This window comes from Caballeronia glathei (assembly GCF_000698595.1).
GTDB lineage: Bacteria > Pseudomonadota > Gammaproteobacteria > Burkholderiales > Burkholderiaceae > Caballeronia > Caballeronia glathei.
In genome coordinates this window covers 81,812-98,524 of the sequence record NZ_JFHC01000027.1, presented here as the reverse complement: position 1 = coordinate 98,524, position 16,713 = coordinate 81,812, and the positions used below count along the sequence as shown (strand labels likewise).

The 16,713-nt window shown below is 65.1% G+C and carries 16 protein-coding genes and 1 pseudogene; 3 read left to right on the top strand and 14 right to left on the bottom strand.

Going from position 1 to position 16,713, the window contains the following annotated elements; all coding sequences use genetic code 11:
* The 9 genes and pseudogenes from BG61_RS18295 to BG61_RS18255 all read right to left on the bottom strand — a co-directional run.
* A pseudogene (locus tag BG61_RS18295) lies at positions 1-504 on the bottom strand (transketolase); the annotation flags it as partial.
* Positions 505-548: 44 nt separating this feature from the next.
* On the bottom strand, positions 549-1,877 hold the full coding sequence (locus BG61_RS18290; protein ID WP_035934694.1) for an MFS transporter: 1,329 nt from the start codon (positions 1,875-1,877) through the stop codon (positions 549-551).
* 78 nt (positions 1,878-1,955) lie between these two features.
* Entirely contained in the window at positions 1,956-2,705 is a 750-nt protein-coding gene (locus tag BG61_RS18285) for an SDR family NAD(P)-dependent oxidoreductase (protein WP_035934696.1), read from the bottom strand.
* A 143-nt stretch (positions 2,706-2,848) separates the two neighbouring features.
* Complete coding sequence (locus BG61_RS18280) at positions 2,849-3,745, bottom strand: LysR substrate-binding domain-containing protein (RefSeq protein ID WP_035934697.1); 897 nt, start codon at positions 3,743-3,745, stop codon at positions 2,849-2,851.
* A gap of 292 nt (positions 3,746-4,037) precedes the next feature.
* Complete coding sequence (locus BG61_RS18275; RefSeq protein WP_232256305.1) at positions 4,038-4,661, bottom strand: DUF2894 domain-containing protein; 624 nt, start codon at positions 4,659-4,661, stop codon at positions 4,038-4,040.
* 22 nt (positions 4,662-4,683) lie between these two features.
* A complete protein-coding gene (locus BG61_RS18270; RefSeq protein WP_035934699.1) occupies positions 4,684-5,331 on the bottom strand; it encodes an OmpA family protein in 648 nt (215 codons plus the stop codon).
* Positions 5,328-7,424: a DUF802 domain-containing protein gene (locus tag BG61_RS18265; protein ID WP_035934701.1), complete on the bottom strand. Its 2,097-nt coding sequence runs from the start codon at positions 7,422-7,424 to the stop codon at positions 5,328-5,330. Before BG61_RS18265 ends, BG61_RS18270 begins: the two co-directional genes overlap by 4 nt.
* Positions 7,425-7,434: 10 nt before the next feature.
* Positions 7,435-8,178 carry a DUF3348 domain-containing protein gene (locus BG61_RS18260; protein ID WP_035934702.1) on the bottom strand — a complete coding sequence of 248 codons (744 nt, stop codon included), beginning with the start codon at positions 8,176-8,178 and terminating at the stop codon, positions 7,435-7,437.
* A gap of 83 nt (positions 8,179-8,261) precedes the next feature.
* Positions 8,262-9,113, bottom strand: coding sequence for an alpha/beta fold hydrolase (locus tag BG61_RS18255; protein ID WP_035934703.1), 852 nt, complete (start codon positions 9,111-9,113; stop codon positions 8,262-8,264).
* A gap of 100 nt (positions 9,114-9,213) precedes the next feature.
* Between BG61_RS18255 and BG61_RS18250 the strand changes: the two genes are divergently transcribed.
* Positions 9,214-10,065 (top strand): LysR substrate-binding domain-containing protein, encoded by an 852-nt coding sequence (locus tag BG61_RS18250; RefSeq protein ID WP_174479730.1) that lies wholly within the window; start codon positions 9,214-9,216, stop codon positions 10,063-10,065.
* Positions 10,066-10,205: 140 nt separating this feature from the next.
* Complete coding sequence (locus BG61_RS18245; RefSeq protein ID WP_035934704.1) at positions 10,206-10,673, top strand: zinc-finger-containing protein; 468 nt, start codon at positions 10,206-10,208, stop codon at positions 10,671-10,673.
* 72 nt (positions 10,674-10,745) lie between these two features.
* On the opposite strand, the gene BG61_RS18240 is transcribed toward BG61_RS18245, so the two are convergent.
* The 5 genes from BG61_RS18240 to BG61_RS18220 all read right to left on the bottom strand — a co-directional run bounded on the left by BG61_RS18240 (position 10,746) and on the right by BG61_RS18220 (position 14,695).
* Positions 10,746-11,537, bottom strand: a complete 792-nt coding sequence (locus tag BG61_RS18240; protein ID WP_035941777.1) for a hypothetical protein — start codon at positions 11,535-11,537, stop codon at positions 10,746-10,748.
* A gap of 215 nt (positions 11,538-11,752) precedes the next feature.
* Positions 11,753-12,955: an MFS transporter gene (locus tag BG61_RS18235; RefSeq protein ID WP_035934818.1), complete on the bottom strand. Its 1,203-nt coding sequence runs from the start codon at positions 12,953-12,955 to the stop codon at positions 11,753-11,755.
* Between the two features lie 50 nt (positions 12,956-13,005).
* The gene (locus BG61_RS18230; RefSeq protein ID WP_174479729.1) at positions 13,006-13,629 is read right to left on the bottom strand and encodes a TetR/AcrR family transcriptional regulator; all 624 of its coding nucleotides are present in this window, start codon (positions 13,627-13,629) and stop codon (positions 13,006-13,008) included.
* Between the two features lie 266 nt (positions 13,630-13,895).
* Positions 13,896-14,273: a cupin domain-containing protein gene (locus BG61_RS18225; protein WP_051672626.1), complete on the bottom strand. Its 378-nt coding sequence runs from the start codon at positions 14,271-14,273 to the stop codon at positions 13,896-13,898.
* A 191-nt stretch (positions 14,274-14,464) separates the two neighbouring features.
* Positions 14,465-14,695: a hypothetical protein gene (locus tag BG61_RS18220; RefSeq protein WP_129572188.1), complete on the bottom strand. Its 231-nt coding sequence runs from the start codon at positions 14,693-14,695 to the stop codon at positions 14,465-14,467.
* A 451-nt stretch (positions 14,696-15,146) separates the two neighbouring features.
* Between BG61_RS18220 and BG61_RS18215 the strand changes: the two genes are divergently transcribed.
* The gene (locus BG61_RS18215; protein WP_035934709.1) at positions 15,147-16,703 is read left to right on the top strand and encodes a phospholipase D family protein; all 1,557 of its coding nucleotides are present in this window, start codon (positions 15,147-15,149) and stop codon (positions 16,701-16,703) included.
* The last annotated feature ends 10 nt before the right edge of the window (positions 16,704-16,713 follow it).

Genomic DNA, 16,713 nt, shown 5'->3' with positions numbered 1-16,713 from the left:
GTGAGCCGCCGACATGATGCCTTCCCAGATCGCGCCTTCGTCGAGTTCGCCGTCCGAAAAGAGCGTGTAGACGAACGCATCGGAGCCCTTGCGCCTGAGTCCGAGGCAGCGGCCCACTGCGATCGTGAGACCGTGGCCGAGCGAGCCGCCGGACATCTCCATGCCGGGCGTGTAGCTCGCCATGCCGGACATCGGCAACCGGCTGTCGTCGCTGCCGTATGTTCCAAGTTCGTCCGCCGGCAGGATGCCCGCCTCAAGCAGTGCCGCGTAGAGCGCGATCGCATAGTGGCCGTTGGACAGGAGAAAGCGGTCGCGGCCTTCCCATTCTGGATTGTCCGGCTGGTAGCGCATCGCGCCGAAGTAGGCGACAGCGAGGACATCCGCGATATCGAGCGCCTGGCCGATGTAGCCCTGGCCCTGCACTTCGCCCATCAGCAGGGCGTTTCTGCGAATCCGATAGGCGCGCTCGGCGAGCGTCACCGCATCCGATGAAGGACTGTTCATGATGTTTCCTTGATTTGAAAGTAAGTCTTTTGAAGCGAACCGTGTCAGCGGTTGACCGTCTTTGCCGGCACGAAGAACACGAGCGAGGCGCCGATCACGATGGCGACGGAGATGAAGATCAGCCCGGCTGTCGATTTGCCCGTCAGGTCGTTCAGCCAGCCGACGATCGCCGGCGAGAAGAAGCCCGCGAGATTGGCGAAGCAGTTCACCGCGGCAATTCCCGCTGCGGCGGACATGCCGCCGAGGAGCGCGGTCGGCAACGACCAGAACTGCGAAGAAGAAGCGAGGATGCCCGCAGCGGCCACGCTCACGCACACCAGTGAAGCACCCACTCCGCCCAGCATCGGCAGCGTTGCGAAGCCAGCGGCCGCGACGAGCATCGGGATCGCCAGATGCAGGCGCCGTTCGCGATGTCGGTCGGCGCTTGCGCCCACCAGCGGCAGCGCAATGATCGCGCAGAGGTACGGAATGGCCGTGTACACGCCCACCCACAGCGGATCGGCAACGCCGGCCTTGCGGATGATCGTCGGCAGCCAGAACGTGAGGCCATACTGGCCGAGCACCACGCAGAAGTAGATCGAAGCCATCAGCCAGAGACGCCGGTCGCCGATGAACGACCTGATCGAGACATGGGCGATCTTGTGTGCGTTGTCGCTGGCGACGTTGCGCGAGAGGAGGGCCTTCTCCGCGTCGTTGAGCCACTTGGCCGAAGCGATGCCGTTGTCGAGGTAGAACAGGATGGCGACGCCAAGGACCAGGGACGGCAACGCTTCGAGGATGAAGAGCCACTTCCATCCCGCGAGATCGTGCACGCCCTGGAACGCATGCATGATGTAGCCCGACAGCGGTCCGCCGACCATGCCCGCAAGCGGAATCGCCATGAAGAAGAGCGAGAGCGCCTTGGCGCGCCGCGCCGCGGGAAACCAGTAGGTCAGGTAGAGGATCACGCCCGGCGCGAACCCCGCTTCGGCCACGCCCAGCAGGAACCTGAGGACATAGAAGGTCGTGGGCGTCTGGACAAAGGCGAAGCTCGCGGAGATCACGGCCCAGGTGAGCATGATGCGTGCGAGCCAGTTGCGCGCGCCCACCTTGTGCAGGATCACATTGCTCGGCACCTCGAAGAGGAAGTAGCCGAGAAAGAAAATGCCCGCGCCGATGCCGTAGATGGTCTCGCTGAACCGAAGGTCGTTGAGCATCTGCAGTTTTGCAAAGCCCACGTTGACGCGATCGAGATACGCGCCGAGATAGCACAGCATCAGGAACGGAATCAGCCGCCGTCCGACCTTCGCATAGGTTTTGGATTCGAAGCTCGCCGTATCGGCGAGCGCCATGACATCGCCGCTGACTGGCGGCGCTACGGACTTCGTTTTCATGCGTGTCTCCTGCCATGTCGCCCCGGGTCATCCCGGGTGCGTTGATTCATCGACCGCAAGTTGCGGCGCGCAGTGTGTTCAGTGGATCAGCATTCCGCCGTTGACGTCGAGCGTGATGCCGGTGAGATACGCCGACAGATCGCTCGAGAGGAACAGACAGGCGTTCGCGACATCGGCGGCGTCACCCAGGCGGCCGAGCGGAATGCCCTTGATGATGTCGGCGCGCATGTCGGGCGTGAGCTTGTCGCCGGTGATATCGGTCTGGATCAGGCCCGGCGTGATCGAGTTGACGCGGATGTTGTCCGCCCCGAGCTCACGCGCCATCGCGCGGGCAAGGCCGAGCACGCCCGCCTTGGCGGCGCTGTAATGCGGGCCGCCGAAGATGCCGCCGCCGCGCTGCGCGGACACCGACGACATGCACACGATGCTGCCGCTTTGTTGCGCCCTCATCTGCGGGATCACGGCCTGCGACATGTAGAGCGTGCCGCGCAGGTTCACGTCGACGACGGCGTCGAAGTTCTCCGCACCGATGTCCATCGTCTTCAGCGGCTGGGTGATCCCCGCGTTGTTGATCAGGCCGTCGATGCGGCCGTATTTCTCCAGCACCGCCTTCGCAGCGGAGATGCAGGCGGCCTTGTCGGTCACGTTGCACGCAAGCCCGAGGTGATCGCCGGCGAGATCGAGCGCCGCGCTTTCGGCGTCTTCCTTGCGCAGGTCCAGAATGACCACTCGCGCGCCCTGGGCGGCGAGCACTTTGGCGGTCGCCTTGCCGATGCCGCGCGGGGAGGCTGCACCGGTAACGAGTACGACTTTACTGTCGAGCAACATGTTGTCTCCATTGATGTGTGTGTGTCGGTAAGCGCAGTTTCAGCGCTCGCGGCAATACGATCAACGCAGATCAGCTCAACTATCGTTGAAAAAAATTCAGGTGTCGGATGTGTGGGGCGGAGTACCGGTCCGGGACGGGTGCGCTAGCGCGCCGCAGTGCCGCTGCCGATCTCGCGCTCGACCCACGCGAGGAACTTCGCGACCCTCGGCAGATCGGCGTTCTGGGAAGGGTAAACCATGTGGTGCGCGCCGACCTCCACCGCAAACCTACGATCAAAAACCGGCACCAGCGAGCCGCGCCTGAGATGAACCGATGCGAGCATCATGCTTTCGAGCGCGATGCCATGCCCCAGTGCCGCCGCTTCGAGCGACATGTACGAACGATCGAACGAGAAGTCGAACGCCTTGCGCGACACGGCGACACCGAACTTGCCGAACCACTGCTGCCATTGCACGAGCGGCGTTTCAGAGAAGATCAGGCGCCGCTCGAGCAGGTCCTCCGGCTTTTGCACCGGATATCGTTCGAGGTAGTCCTGCGACGCCATCGGCGCGATGAACTCGTTGCGAAGCGTCTTGATCTGGACGTCGGTCCAATGCGCGTAGCCGTGGCGGATGTCGATGTCGTAGTAGCCCGACGTAAACGACACGTCTTCGTATGAACATGCGAGATTCAACTGGATGTCGCCGTTTGCCTCATGGAACGAAGCGAGCCGCGGCAGAAGCCACATCAGTCCGAAGCTCGGACTGGAATGAATGCGCAGAATTTCGACGCCCGACGGGCTCGATGCGCGCTCCGTCGCGCGGCTCAGGTCGGCAAGGGAGCCGGTGACATCGGCCAGATATTGCTGACCCGTCGGCGTCAATACCAGGCCTCGCCCCAGCCGGGTGAACAAGGGTCTGCCAACGATGGATTCGAGGTTGGCGATCTGATGGCTGACCGCCGATGGCGTTAACCCCAATTCATCAGCGGCTCGATTGACGCTCTTCGTCCGGGCGACGCTTTCGAATGCAATGATCGACTTCAGTGGCGGAATTCGCATCGTTATTCGGTCTGTGTTCGCGAACCAATTCGTTTCACTGGCTTGTGCCGCGACGTGCGACTCCGGGAATGTCGCGCGTCCGGGAGATAAAGGCAAGTGCGGATTGGCCCGGTCGCGGGTCCGTCGACACGGGCGCGCGCGATCGCTGAAACGGTAGCGTGAGCGCTCGCCGCGAGACGCCATACAAGACCGTGTGCGAAGGCTGCGATTTGAATGCATGGCCGTGAGCATCGCCTGCATCGCGGCCACGCAAACCGGAACGGCTATCGGGGGAACGCGGCTGCGGAACGCGCTAGCGCGCTTTGCCACGAGCACGCTTGCGGGCGCCTGCGGCGCGAGGGGCATCCTTGCCCGTCATGGCGCCGGCGCCGCTCATCTGCTCCAGATGCGATAGGGCGTCGACGTACGAGAGGAACTGCTGGAGATATCCCGGCGACAGCTCACGCATCAGCGAAAGCGACCGATGCACGAGACTGCTCGAATTGAGCGGACCCGCGTTCCCGGGCACTTGCGCCAGAGACTGCCGCAGCTGCCGCTCGGCGTTGACCTTCGACCACGTTTGCCTGAAGTAATCGAGCGCCTCCAGTTTTGCATCGGCGCGGGGATTGGGCGCGGCGCTGCCCGCAGCGGCGCCTTCGCCGTCGGCCGGGGCACGGCTCGCAATGTAGTCGACCAGTGCAGCCAGCGGTCCGCGAGCAGGCTCGCGTACCGATCCCGCGCCGCTGCCGTCGGCAGCGCCGGATGCGGCACTCAAGAGAGCGTGGGCGTAGGCCTCGATCAGGCCGGACAGCCTCTCGTCCAGAATCCGGCGCGCCTCGCCGTCATGAGCCGCCGCACGCCGCTCCAGTGCCTCGATGAAATGAAAGCGGACGGGGTCCAGGCGATCGTCGCCGCGCTCGCGCCATGCGTCGAGCATCGCGCGGGCGCGCGTCTCGCCGCTACTCACGGGGCTTCACCGTTGCCGTCGACGGCCTCGGGACAGGTGCTATTTCCACCCGGCGGTTTCTGGCCCGCCCCTCCTCGTCGGCGTTCGAACTCACCGGTTGCCCGGAGCCGAACGCGGCCGCGAATACCGACGCGGCAGGAACGCCCTCATCGACCAACGCGCGCGTCACCGTCAGCGCGCGCTCGGCCGACAGCTCCCAGTTGTCCGCAAAGCGACGGTTGCCGTCGCGCACCTGCCGGTCGTCGGTAAAGCCGCTCACCATCAGGATTTCGTCGCGCGCCTTGAGATAGCCGGACAGCGGCCCGGCCAGGCTCTTCAGGAGATCCCGGCCCTGAGGCTGCAACTGCGCCGAATTCAGCGCGAACAACACGCTGCCGCTGATGCCGATGCGCCCGTTGACGAGCGTCACCCGCCCCGCCGCCAGCGGCCCCGCCAGCGCCTGCTCGAGGGTCTTGCGGCGCTGCGTTTCCACCTGCCGCTCCTTGACCTCCTGATCGAGCCGCGTCGAGAGTTCCAGCTGCACGCCGATGACGCCCACCAGGATCAGCACGAAGGCACCCAGCAGCACCGACATCAGGTCGCCGAAGACAGCCCATATGGGCGCCGTCTGCTCGACGCCGCCATCGATCTCCTCGCTCATGCCGCTTCGGCTCCGGCCGACGCCCGCTCGCCGGCGAGCTGCTGCAGGTCTTCGACGATCTGCTTCTGCGACATCATGCTCAGGTCGATCACTTCCCGTGCCTGCGCCACGTAATAGGCAAGCTGTTCGTCGCTGCGCGCGAGCGACTTGTCGAGCGCGGCTTCGATGCGCTGCAACTGGCCCACGAGCTTGCTGTTCGACTCACCGAACAGCTGCACGGCGACCCCGAATGCTTCACCCAGGCTCGCCACCTCCACGGCGCTGCCGGTGACCTGCGCGGCAACGGCGCCGAGCTTGCCGGTTTCGGCCTCGACCTTGTCGGTGAACCGCGTGCCGACACGATCGAGCAGATCCGCCGACGTGGCAATCAGCGCATCGACGGCGGCACGCTGCCCGGTGGACGCATGGTTCACGGCATCGAGCAGGGTTTCGAGCGTTGCCAGCAGGCGGCTGCGCTCCTCCAGCATCGCGGTGTCGCGGACCATGCTGTCGGAGAGCTTCTGGCGCAGCTCGGCGACGACTTCGGCCGCAGCCCTCGGCGCTTCAGACGCGGCCGCGACGAGCCGGGAGATTTCCGCGATCGTATCGCTCGCGTGCGCCTGCGTCTGGGCAGTGATGTCGCGTGCGGTTTGCGCCAGCGTGTCGCAGATCTCCTGCTGACGGCTTGCGGTGCGCGTGCCCGCCTGTTCCCACTCGCGGCTCAGCGCAGCGGCCATCGCGCCGAGCGACGCGGTCCAGGCCGCGAGCCGCTCTTCGTCCCGCGACGCCAGTTCCGCCTGCAAGTCCGCATGAGACTGCCCGACGGTGCGCAGGAGCGACGCGGAGTGCTGCTCGAAAGTCGCCGCGGCCGTCGCCAGCGCCTGCTGGTTGTCGTCCGCCATTTTCGCGCTGACGCTTTCCTGCCGCGACAGCGCAACGCTCCACGCTTCCGACATGCTGCCCGCTGTCGCTTCCAGCCGTGTAGAGACGCCTTCCAGCAGGCCGGCCGAGCGTTGCTCGAAGGTCTCGGTGAAGCGCGCGAGCGACGTGCTCAGGTTATTCGAAAGCGCCTCGCTCGATCGCTGATGCTCCGCCAGTGCCTGTTTCCAGATGTCCGCCACGCTGCTCGTCGTTGCCTCGAAACCCGTCGACAGCCCGTTCAGCTGCCGCTCGACGGCTTGCGTGACGGTGTCGTGCAACGAAGCGGTCTCGCGTGCGAGATCCGCCATCGTGGTCTGCACGACGGGCTGCAGCGCGGCGCCCGCGGCGCGCGCGCTTTCGGCGACGCTCTCCTTCAACGACCGCTCCACGGAAGACGCCAGACGGGTGTAGGCGGCCGCGGCCTTGCCGTGGAACGCCTCCTGACTGGCGATCTGCCGCTCGTTCAGGACGAGGCTCTGATGCTCCATGGCCGCCATCATCGCCTGCAGCCGGTCGACCAGCGTGGGCATCACTTCGACCTGCCGCTGCAGGAGCCTGAAGGTCTGCTCGCGATGATGGGTCTGCGAGTAGATACGCAACGTCGTCGCGATCTTGACGTCGAGCATCTGCGCCACCTGGATCCGCTCGCGCCGGCACAACGCGGAGAGCAGCCCCAGCATGGCGGATGTCGCCACGCCCGCAATCGAGGTGCCGAACGCGAAGCCCAGCCCCTTGACCGGCGCGGCGAGCGACGCGCGGATGGCCTGCAGGTCCGTCGCGCTTTCGAGTGCCGCGCCGGTGCCTCGCAGCGTCGCCACCATGCCGAGCAGCGTGCCCAGCATGCCCAGCAGCACCAGCAAGCCGACCAGATACGGCGTCAGCACCGGACCCGGCAACGCCACGCGCTCACCTTCGACGCGCAGGCGCACCGAATTGCGCAGCCCGGGATGCAACTGGTCGAGCCACGCCCCGAGTCCCGATGGCGGCTTGGAGAGGCCCGTGACGGCCTGCGCCAGTCCGGACGTGGCCTGGCTGTAGCGCTGCAGTTCGAGCGCGCCCGCGAGATAGCAGGCGCCGATCAGCATCGTGACGGCCAGCGCCAGCGGATTCGATACGACGTATCCGGCGCCGATCCAGCACACGGCGGCCAGACCGACGAGAAAAACAACAAGGTTCAGTGAATATCTGGACATGGCATGCCAGTTAGCTGGTGCGAAGGGCGGCGAGCAGCCCTTCGACCGGTTGAAAACGAATATCCAGTTCGGCGAGCAAGACGCTCTGCATATCCTTGCGGAACACGTCCAGCCACGCGCCCGGCGTGGCTGCTGCGGCTTCCCCCGAGGCCTGGGCGGCGGCTCGCGTTTCCTCTTGCGACTGGCGAAGACGCTCGAAGCGCGCTCCGAGCATGACGGGCACGGAAGACAGGAGACTTCGCTCGCGCGCGCTCAGCGCGCGTTCCATGACGGCATCCACCATCGCGAGCCGCGTCATGCCGGGCGACCTCGCGGCCAGCATGCCGCGCAGGCGGGCGCGCAGGTTGCCGATGTCCGTCTCCATCGTCTGTTGCAGCGAAAGATAGCGCTGACGAAAGACCGCGTAGTCCGCCGCCGCGTCCATGGGAAAACCATCGGGCGACGCGTGCGCAGGCCCGCGCCGCCTCGCTGCGGCAAACGTCCTGTCGCCGGCGATGGCCTTCGCCAGCGCGGCGCGCACGCGGGCGCACTCGTTCTCTTCAGAGCGGCCGATGGCTCGCGCGCCAGGCGCCACCGCAGGCGGATTGCCGCTCAGCGCCGTGGACAGCGCAATGGCGTCGGTCCAGCCGAGCCATTCGCTCAGCCGGTCCGAGAGCGGTTGTCTGGATTCGGGAAGATCGGCGTCCGTCAGGCGCGCAAGCAAGCGAATGAGCGTCGGGCCGTTGAGGGCTGTGCGCTGCGGGACTTGCACCATACCACCAGAGTGAAAAAAGTGAGCAGTTTACACTCTGGCGGACGCACCCGATGGGTCCCCATATCCGGCCCGCGAAATGCCGTTCAAGAACGGGCGAACGAATGCAGGAGCCGGTTGAACGCCCCCGCGTTCGACACATTCATTCCGTGCGACGCGCCGTCGATGGTGTGTCGTTCTGCAAACTCGATCCAGCCCGACAGCTTCTCGACATTGTTGCGGAACATGCGCGGGCTCTTTTGACCCTCGATCAGCAGCGTCCGGCACTTCACGTCCCGCGCCGCTTCGCGCGAATACGCCGGCAGCGGATCGCGGAACTGTTTCGGGAGCGTGGCGGCGTTCTCCATCGCCATCGTGCGAAAGCCAGCGGGACTGCGGCGCCATGAGCCGGGCACGCTGACCGAGTCGACGAAGAGTTCCAGCCCGGCGTCGATGTCGCCGCGCTCGATCAGGTCGGCAACCTTCGCTCGCAGCGCGTTCGTCGCCGCCGGCAGCGCCGCCTCGCGCATGCCGTCGATTTGCAGCGGGCCGCCCGGGTCCGCGAGCGTCAGCGTCTTCACGAGCCGCGGATATTCGCGCGCCAGATGAAACGCCACGCAGCCGCCGCGCGAATGCCCGACCAGATGCACCGGCGCGAGGTCCATCGCCTCGATGAATTCGGCCACTTCGGCCACGTGCGTCTGCCAGCCGAACTCGCCCTGGATGCAGGCTTCGCCCGCGGGCCAGTAATGACTGAGACTCACCGAAATGCAGCGGAAATCCTTCGACAAAGGCGTGGCCTGGCCGCTCCAGTAGCGATAGTCGCAAAGCGAGCCGTGCACGAAGACGAGCGGCTCCCCTTCCCCGCGGTCCACATACGGAACACTGATGCCCGAACGTACGGTCGCGAAGGACAGTTCGGTCACGGCAAGCACTGACGGGTCGGTTCGTGCATTCATGGGCGGCTCCTTTCGGACACTATGCCCAAGGCCGACGCTCAAGAAAATCGCGTAATATTGATGATATCGATCGATTTTTCTGATACCAAAACAGCTACCGATGAAAGCACTCGACCTCGATGTCATGGCGATGATCGTCGCCGTGGCGGACACGGGAAACATCAGCCGCGCGGCGGAAGTCGTGCACCGGTCGCAATCGGCGGTGAGCATGCAGATCAAGACGCTCGAAACGGCGCTCGGCAAGCCGCTGTTCGTGCGCAAGCCGCGAAGCGTCGTCCCGACGCAGGACGGCGAAGTCCTGCTCGCATTCGCCCGTCGCATGCTCGCACTGCGCGAGGAAGCATGGGCCGCGGTGGTGCGTCCCGACGTGACCGGACGCGTAAGCATCGGCGTGCCCGACGACTACGCTTCGTCGCTGCTCCCGCCCATCCTCAAGAAGTTTTCCGCCACCTATCCGAAGGTGGAGATCCAGGTGGTCGGATTGCCGAGCGTCGCGCTCGCGCCCATGGTGAAGGACGGCTCGGTCGATCTGGTGTGCGCGACGCGGGTCAAGGGACTGTCGGGCGAGTTCATCCGGCTCGAACCGATGGTGTGGGCGGCGGCGCCGAGCGACCGTGAAATCTGGCGTGAAAGGCCGCTTCCGATCGCGGTGTTCCTGCCCGGCAGCGTCGCGAGGGAGAATGCCATTCGCAGCCTGGAGCGCGCGAAGATCAGCTACCGGACCTCGTATGAAAGCCCCAGCCTGCTCGGCCTGCTCACGATGGCGGAAGCCGGGCTCGCCATCACGCCCATCGCCCGGTGCGCGGTGCCTTCCCACTTCCTGCTGCTCGGCGCGGCGCAGGGCCTGCCCGAAATCGCCGCGCTGGAAGTGGTGCTTGCACGAAGCGCGACATCGAAGCGGCCACCATGCGATTTTCTGGCCGAGAAGATCATCTCCGAACTCAGGCGCTGAAACGAGCCAGCACCTTCGGGTGACGATCGCGATTCGAAGGAGGACCGTCCCCCGAAATCGCATGGCGTGCATGCCGGAACCACGCGTCAGCGTCCGACGTCGAATTTGCTATATTGGACTTCCCTACCCGGTCTTACACCATGCGAGTCGGCCGTCCCGTCAAACCTCTTCCGCAGCCTCGTTGTGACTACTGCGGCGCGCCAGCGGCTCTCGTGCGTGCCGGTGACGAGGCATACCCCTACCGCGACGACCACGGTCCGCTCTGGCTCTGCTCGCCGTGTCAGGCGTGGATCGGCATTTTTCCGCGCAGCACCCGCCACGTCCCGCTCGGGCGGCTGGCGGACGCGAACCTGCGCGACCTGAAGGCGAAATTGCACGCGGCGCTCGAACCGCTCGTGCAGGCCAAGGTTCGCCGCGACGGCTGCAACGTCTTCGAAGCGCGCAGCCGGGGCTACCGATGGCTCGCGCAGCAACTCGGCATCGATCCGGCCAAGGGCTCGATCCATTCGCTCGACGCCGGCGAGTGCGAGCGGGCGATCGCCGTGGTCGAGCAGTTCGGGCGCGACCGCGCTGGCAACGCTTCAGAACCGGCCTGGACCGATTGTTAGCCTGAACGACACGACCGCTCACCCGACGTCTCGCGCCGACGTGCACCGGAAAGACGCACGCGTGCCGCGTCTCTAGTCCTGGTTGTGAATCTCGGCGAAGAATTCAGTGCCGATACCATTGCGGCGAACGCTCTTCACATTGGTCGACGAATAGACCGGCGGATCGGCACGCGTGAGCGTCTGGATTTTGGGATCGTTGCCCGCAACGTCCTGCTTCACCAAAAAAGGAAACCTCGCCTTTTCGATCTTGATGTATTTGTATTCGATCGAGATGAACAAGGCAACGTAGCTGTCGATCAGGTCTGCGTCAAAAGGGGCGCTATAGCGGTCATGCGACACCTGTACCTTGTACTCGACTCCGTACCAGTGCGTACAGGCCTTGTCTTCACGGTCAATTCTGTGACATTGGAGCAGCATTCGCTTGATATGCGATTCGAACGACTTGTGAGCCGAATTTGCCTTGCTTGTCAGCGGCGTCAAATTCGCGGCATTCTGACCGTCGCCTCCCAGTTCTTCATTGAGCAGGTGACCGGCCTTCCAGTCCTTCGTGTAACTGTCCTGCACCAATGCCGTCATGAACTCGCGCAGACTGTTGCCATTGGTCCTGGTTCCGGGAACGTACTGGCGGGAAACGTTGCTCGCGTCCGGGCCCAGTATGGCCTCCATCCGTGTCCCGCTGCTGATCGGCTGATGATTGAACGGTCCTTCCATGCGCACTGGTCCAAACCTCACGTCGACCAGTCCAACCCTCACTTCCTCCGTGATCGAGCGTGCGGGGGGCCGCTCCTTGATGCGATAAGCCAAAATCATCTCCCGGGTAATCCACGTGGCGCTGACAAGGCGCCTCGACAGCGTGGCGCGCATCCTGCCGGCTTTCCCGCGGCGTGCGCCTGCAGATCACCCGGGTTTCGCGGCCGCCCTTATCGAAACCTTGTCCTTTACTTCACAACACTGGAGCCAGGCTGTCTATTCCACGCGCAAGCATTTGCGCCTCGCGGGCATATCCCGCGAAACGAACACTGCACGCGATCAGACGGCCTTTGCGGAACGCAGAGTGCCACGGGCAACGCGAGGAGAAGTCACAGATCGGTGAGCAGATAGAGAAGCGCCGCCACCGGCAGGGCGAACCCGAACCACGATGCCATGTTCCATCCGCCGTGCGCATAGGACCAGCCGCCCAGCGCCGAGCCGATGGCTCCGCCCGAGAAGAACATCGTCATGTAGATTCCGTTGAGACGCGACCGGTACTCTGCGCCGAGAGAAAAGATCGCGCGCTGGCCGAGCGTCATGTTCGCCGACACGCCGAAATCCAGCACGATCGCCGAGGCCACGAGCAGCCCGAGTGAAAGCAGCGAGCCCTGCTGTGCGATGTGCGTCAACAGGAATGCACCCGCCGCCGCCGCGATCGCGAACACACTCGCTGGACGGCTCCAGCCGCGATCCGCGATCCTGCCGGTCACAGGTGCCGCGATCGCGCCGGCCACGCCCGCCAACCCGAAGAGCGCAATGCCGCCCTGCGACAGTCTGAACGCGGGCCCTGCCAGCAACAGCGGCACCGTGGTCCAGAACAGGCTGAACGCACCGGACAATGCGGCGTGATAGAGCGACCTGCGGCGCAGGATCGGCGTGGTCCGGACGAGCCGCCACATCGAGCGCAGCAAGTCGGCGTAGCGAGGCCGCGACTGCGGCTGGCGCGGCCGCATCGATCTCGCGAGCACGAAGGCGATCAGGGTTGCCGCGGCCGCCGAGAAGAAAAACACCGCATGCCACGACGAGAACGCGGTAATCGCGCTCGCCACCGGACGCGCAAGCATGATGCCGAGCAGCAGGCCGCTCATGACGTTGCCGACCACGCGCCCGCGTACCGCCTCCGGCGCCATGTGCGCGGCATAGGGAACGAGCACATGCACGGCGACGGTGCCGAGACCGATGAACCATGCCGCGATGAGAAACGACAGCGGGTTGAAGGCGAGCGCGGCACCCAGCGACGCAACCGCAATGATGCCAAGCAGGATCAGCGCGAGCCGCCGGTTTTCGAACAGGTCGCCGAGCGGCACCACCAGCAGCATGCCCATGCCGCATCCCACCTGCGTCATGGTCACGATCAGCCCGGTGGTTCCCTGCGAGAAGCCGAGTGCCGCACTGATCGGCCCGGCGAGGGGTTGCGCGTAATACATGTTTGCGGCAATGAAGCCGCAGGCTGTCGCCAGCAGCAGGACGAGCCATGGCGAGACGGTATTCGCTCCGGCGGACGGACCGGCGGGGCCGGCGAAAGTGTTCACGGGTTCCACTCCATAAAGAGAATGCGCATTTCCTAAATAGGCAAAAAAATTCAGTCGAGGAATTTCATTGCCGCATTGGCTACCGCCAGCATTTCGGCGCGGGTGCGCCCCGTCTTTCCGATGACGCGCATGCCTTGAAGCACGCACAGCATCAGGCGGGCAGTGACCTCGCTCTCGATCCCGGCGTGAATCGAGCCGTCAGCCTGGCCTTGCCGGATCAGGTCGGCCATCAGCGTCTCGCTTCTGTGAAGCGCGGCCGTCGCGCGTTTCGCGATGTCGGCGTCGAAGGTGGACAGCCCGGCCACCGTGCCGACGATGAGACAGCCTCGCCGGCCCTCCGCGCCATACGACGCCTCGGCGCTAAAAATCAGCGCAACGCGTATGCGATCGCGGCCCGACGTGGTGGCGGCCATGATTCTTCGAAACCGCTCCGCTCGCACGCGCGCCTCGTGATCGAACGCGGCGACGAACACCGACCGCTTGTCCCTGAACGCCTTGTAGACGCTGCCCGAGGCAAGTTCCATCGCCTGCGTGAGGTCGGCGATGGAACTCGCGTGATAGCCCCGCTCGCGAAACACGCGCGCGGCCTTGCCGAGTGCCACTTCGATGTCGAACTGGCGCGGACGGCCACGCGTTCTGGTGGCTTCAGAGGAGGGAGATTTGAGGTGTGCCATGCGCGCATTATGGAAGAGTGCGTTTCCTATATCAAGGCAAAGGACGCCTTTGACCGTTCCGCATTGGGACGCATAGTCGAACGCAAGGATCGAATCGGTTCGAGCGCCCTTGTCACGGGGGATCAATGAACACCGCTCGTGCAGATCCACAAAGCCGAACGAGAGAATTGCGCATGGCATTCCGATCCCGGGCGCCCATGTTGCCCGGCCGGTGTGATCGACATGCGCTACCAGCGGCGCATGCCGCCGGTATTCCTTCGCCAGCGCTATTTCACGGGGATCAGTGCGGGCGCCCCCTTCTCCTTCAGGAGCAGAACGAGGAATTTCGCCGGCTTCGTCTTGCTGGCGTTGCGGCCTACGACGTGAACATCGTCCGGCCCTTCGTAGAAGGTCTGGCCGGGCTTCAGCGTGACCTCCTTGCCGCCTTTCACCTGCATCACGACGGAGCCTTCGAGCACGTAGATGAATCCGTGAGCATCGTGCCGATGAACGGGGTCCGCGCCACCCGGGGCATATTCCACCGTCATCATCAGCGCCTCCTTGCCGGGGTAATCCGGCAGAGACTGCGTCATGAGCGGCGTGACGACGACGTCCTGTGCGGCCAGCGCGGGTTGCGCGAAGAACACGCCGCACAGCAAGGGCATCAGGATCCGGCTTTTGAACGGACTGGACATGGCGTCTCCATGATCGCGGACTGCGATGCGCCGGCCGACGACCAGCGCGTTGAGGAAACGGGATCCGGCGCTGCATGGACTGTCGTGGAATGCGCGCCTGACCGGACCGCTCCGGTGAAAACGGCCTTGGCAAGGGTGCGCATGGACGCACCGGGACGTGCCTAATCCCTCAGCCACTTCTCCGACACGAACACGAACGGCGCGGCCACATCGCCGCCGTGGAAGTACCCGCTGCATGCGCACATGGCAAGGCGCTCCAGTTGAGCGGCATCGTGCACCCCGCCCTCCGGTCGATCGCCATCCGCTGCGCGCGCCGCGCGCGAGCGGCGCCACGCCGCGGCGCCGCGGGCGACGACACGCAATCCGCTAAAGAATCCGTCGTACGATTTCATGCGCATCTCCCGAGCCGGAGCAACCTTTCAAGAATAGGCTGGCGTACGGAAATTGAAAGGTGCCGTTTTCATGCGGGCGTGCAGCCCTTTTCCTCAGCGGCGGGCCATGCGCCGGGCTGCGGGCTGCGCCTCGTCGCGAGCGAGCGGCGAGCACCGGACGCACAACGCCGCACGCGTCATTGAGCTTTCCGCCTCTGCGCGTCCCGAGCGCATTGCTTCCCAGCTAATCAGCAGACGATTGCATTCTTGGCTCGTCCTGCGATCGCGGACGCTTCCTGCGTGCACAGGCCGTTCGCGCGACACGCTCACGTCACGCATACCGGCGGCGCGAGCATACGGCCGACGACCGCGACCATGCGCGGCAGGCTGTGACGGCAGCGTCCGGCGCGCTTCGGAACGCGCACCCGAATGCGATATTCTCTCGGTAACGGCACTCGCGGAGAATAAAAAGGTGTTCAAGCTCCGAAAACTTGTCGCACCCATCCTCATTCTCCTGCTGAACGCCTGCGCCAGCCTGCCGCCGCAGACCGGCCGCACCGCGACCTACGCGCTCAACGACACGCAGGCAACGCGTCTCGGCACCGCGTTCGGCCCCAGGGAGCGGGAGCATCCCGGCGAGAACGCGTTTCACCTGCTACCGAACGGCCTCGACGCGCTCGTCGCGCGCATCGTGCTGACGGAGGCCGCGGACCGCACGCTCGATCTCCAGTATTACATCTGGCATGACGACCTGACCGGCCGCGAGCTTGCCGCGTCAATGCTCAGGGCAGCCGACCGGGGCGTGCGCGTGCGCATACTGCTGGACGACCTCGGCACGAACGCCGACGACCAGTTGCTGCTCGCGCTCAACGCCCACCCGAACCTCGAGATACGGCTGTTCAACCCGGTCGCGAGCCGCAAGTTCAAGACGATAGGAAGCGCACTGGAGTTCTCCCGCGTCAACCGGCGCATGCACAACAAGGCGCTGATCGCCGACAACCAGGCGGCGATCCTCGGCGGGCGCAATATCGGCGACGAGTACTTCGGCGCGTCGAGCGTGGTCGCCTTCGGGGATCTCGATGTGCTCGTGCACGGGCCGGTCGTCCGGGAGGCTTCCACGGCGTTCGACGAATTCTGGAATTCCGAGGCGTCATATCCGATCGAGCGGCTGGCAGGGCGCGCCGCGACTGCCGACGAACTGGCCGCGGTGCGCGCCGAACTGGATACCTACGTCGAGTCGAAGCGGAACGACCCCTTCGTCGTGCAGGCGCGCGAGCGCATCATCGGTGCCATTCAGTCGCGCGATGCCGACTTCGAGTGGGGACAGGCCACGCTGCTCTACGACGATCCCTCGAAGATCACGCGCGCACCCGGCGACGCACGCGGCCACCTCATGTCGCAATTCAGGGCGCTGAGTATCGAGCCGACGAGGGAGCTGCTGATCGTGTCGCCGTACTTCGTGCCGGGGAAAGAGGGCGTCGAGTGGATACGCGGGTGGACCGCGCGCGGCGTGCGCGTGACGGTCCTGACGAACTCGCTTGCGGCAACCGATGTGAGCGCCGTGCACGCGGGCTATCAGCGCTATCGCAAGGATCTCCTCGATGCCGGGGCGCATCTGTACGAGTTGAGGCCGGTCGTCGCCGACCAGCGCGCGGATCGGAAAAGGTCGATGTTCGGCTCATCGAAGGCGTCGCTGCATGCCAAAACCTATGTGTTCGATCGCACGAGCATCTTCATCGGCTCGATGAATCTGGACGCGCGTTCGGTCGAACTGAATACGGAGATCGGCGTGTATTGCAGCAGCGATGCGGTGGCCGCACAGGTGGCGGACGGCATCATGAACAATCTGGATCGCGTTGCATGGCGAGTCGATCTGCGCACCGATGCGGCCGGCAGGAGCCGCATCGTGTGGGTCGAGACGGCCGAGGACGGCACGGTGACGGAACTCGATGACGAGCCCGGCGTGTCCGCCTTGACCCGGACCGGCATCTGGTTTCTCGGCCTTCTGCCAATCGAGTCGCAGCTATGACGGGCCTGCA

Bases quoted from the DNA above. Each gene is read 5' to 3' on its own strand.
- BG61_RS18290 (WP_035934694.1), bottom strand. From the start codon at position 1,877: ATGAAAACGAAGTCCGTAGCGCCGCCAGTCAGCGGCGATGTCATGGCG.
- BG61_RS18240 (WP_035941777.1), bottom strand. From the start codon at position 11,537: ATGCGCGCCACGCTGTCGAGGCGCCTTGTCAGCGCCACGTGGATTACC.
- BG61_RS18225 (WP_051672626.1), bottom strand. From the start codon at position 14,273: ATGCCCTTGCTGTGCGGCGTGTTCTTCGCGCAACCCGCGCTGGCCGCA.
- BG61_RS18250 (WP_174479730.1), top strand. From the start codon at position 9,214: ATGAAAGCACTCGACCTCGATGTCATGGCGATGATCGTCGCCGTGGCG.
- BG61_RS18265 (WP_035934701.1), bottom strand. From the start codon at position 7,424: ATGTCCAGATATTCACTGAACCTTGTTGTTTTTCTCGTCGGTCTGGCC.
- BG61_RS18270 (WP_035934699.1), bottom strand. From the start codon at position 5,331: ATGAGCGAGGAGATCGATGGCGGCGTCGAGCAGACGGCGCCCATATGG.
- BG61_RS18245 (WP_035934704.1), top strand. From the start codon at position 10,206: ATGCGAGTCGGCCGTCCCGTCAAACCTCTTCCGCAGCCTCGTTGTGAC.
- BG61_RS18275 (WP_232256305.1), bottom strand. From the start codon at position 4,661: ATGCTCGACGCATGGCGCGAGCGCGGCGACGATCGCCTGGACCCCGTC.
- BG61_RS18220 (WP_129572188.1), bottom strand. From the start codon at position 14,695: ATGAAATCGTACGACGGATTCTTTAGCGGATTGCGTGTCGTCGCCCGC.
- BG61_RS18280 (WP_035934697.1), bottom strand. From the start codon at position 3,745: ATGCGAATTCCGCCACTGAAGTCGATCATTGCATTCGAAAGCGTCGCC.
- BG61_RS18285 (WP_035934696.1), bottom strand. From the start codon at position 2,705: ATGTTGCTCGACAGTAAAGTCGTACTCGTTACCGGTGCAGCCTCCCCG.
- BG61_RS18230 (WP_174479729.1), bottom strand. From the start codon at position 13,629: ATGGCACACCTCAAATCTCCCTCCTCTGAAGCCACCAGAACGCGTGGC.
- BG61_RS18260 (WP_035934702.1), bottom strand. From the start codon at position 8,178: ATGGTGCAAGTCCCGCAGCGCACAGCCCTCAACGGCCCGACGCTCATT.
- BG61_RS18255 (WP_035934703.1), bottom strand. From the start codon at position 9,113: ATGAATGCACGAACCGACCCGTCAGTGCTTGCCGTGACCGAACTGTCC.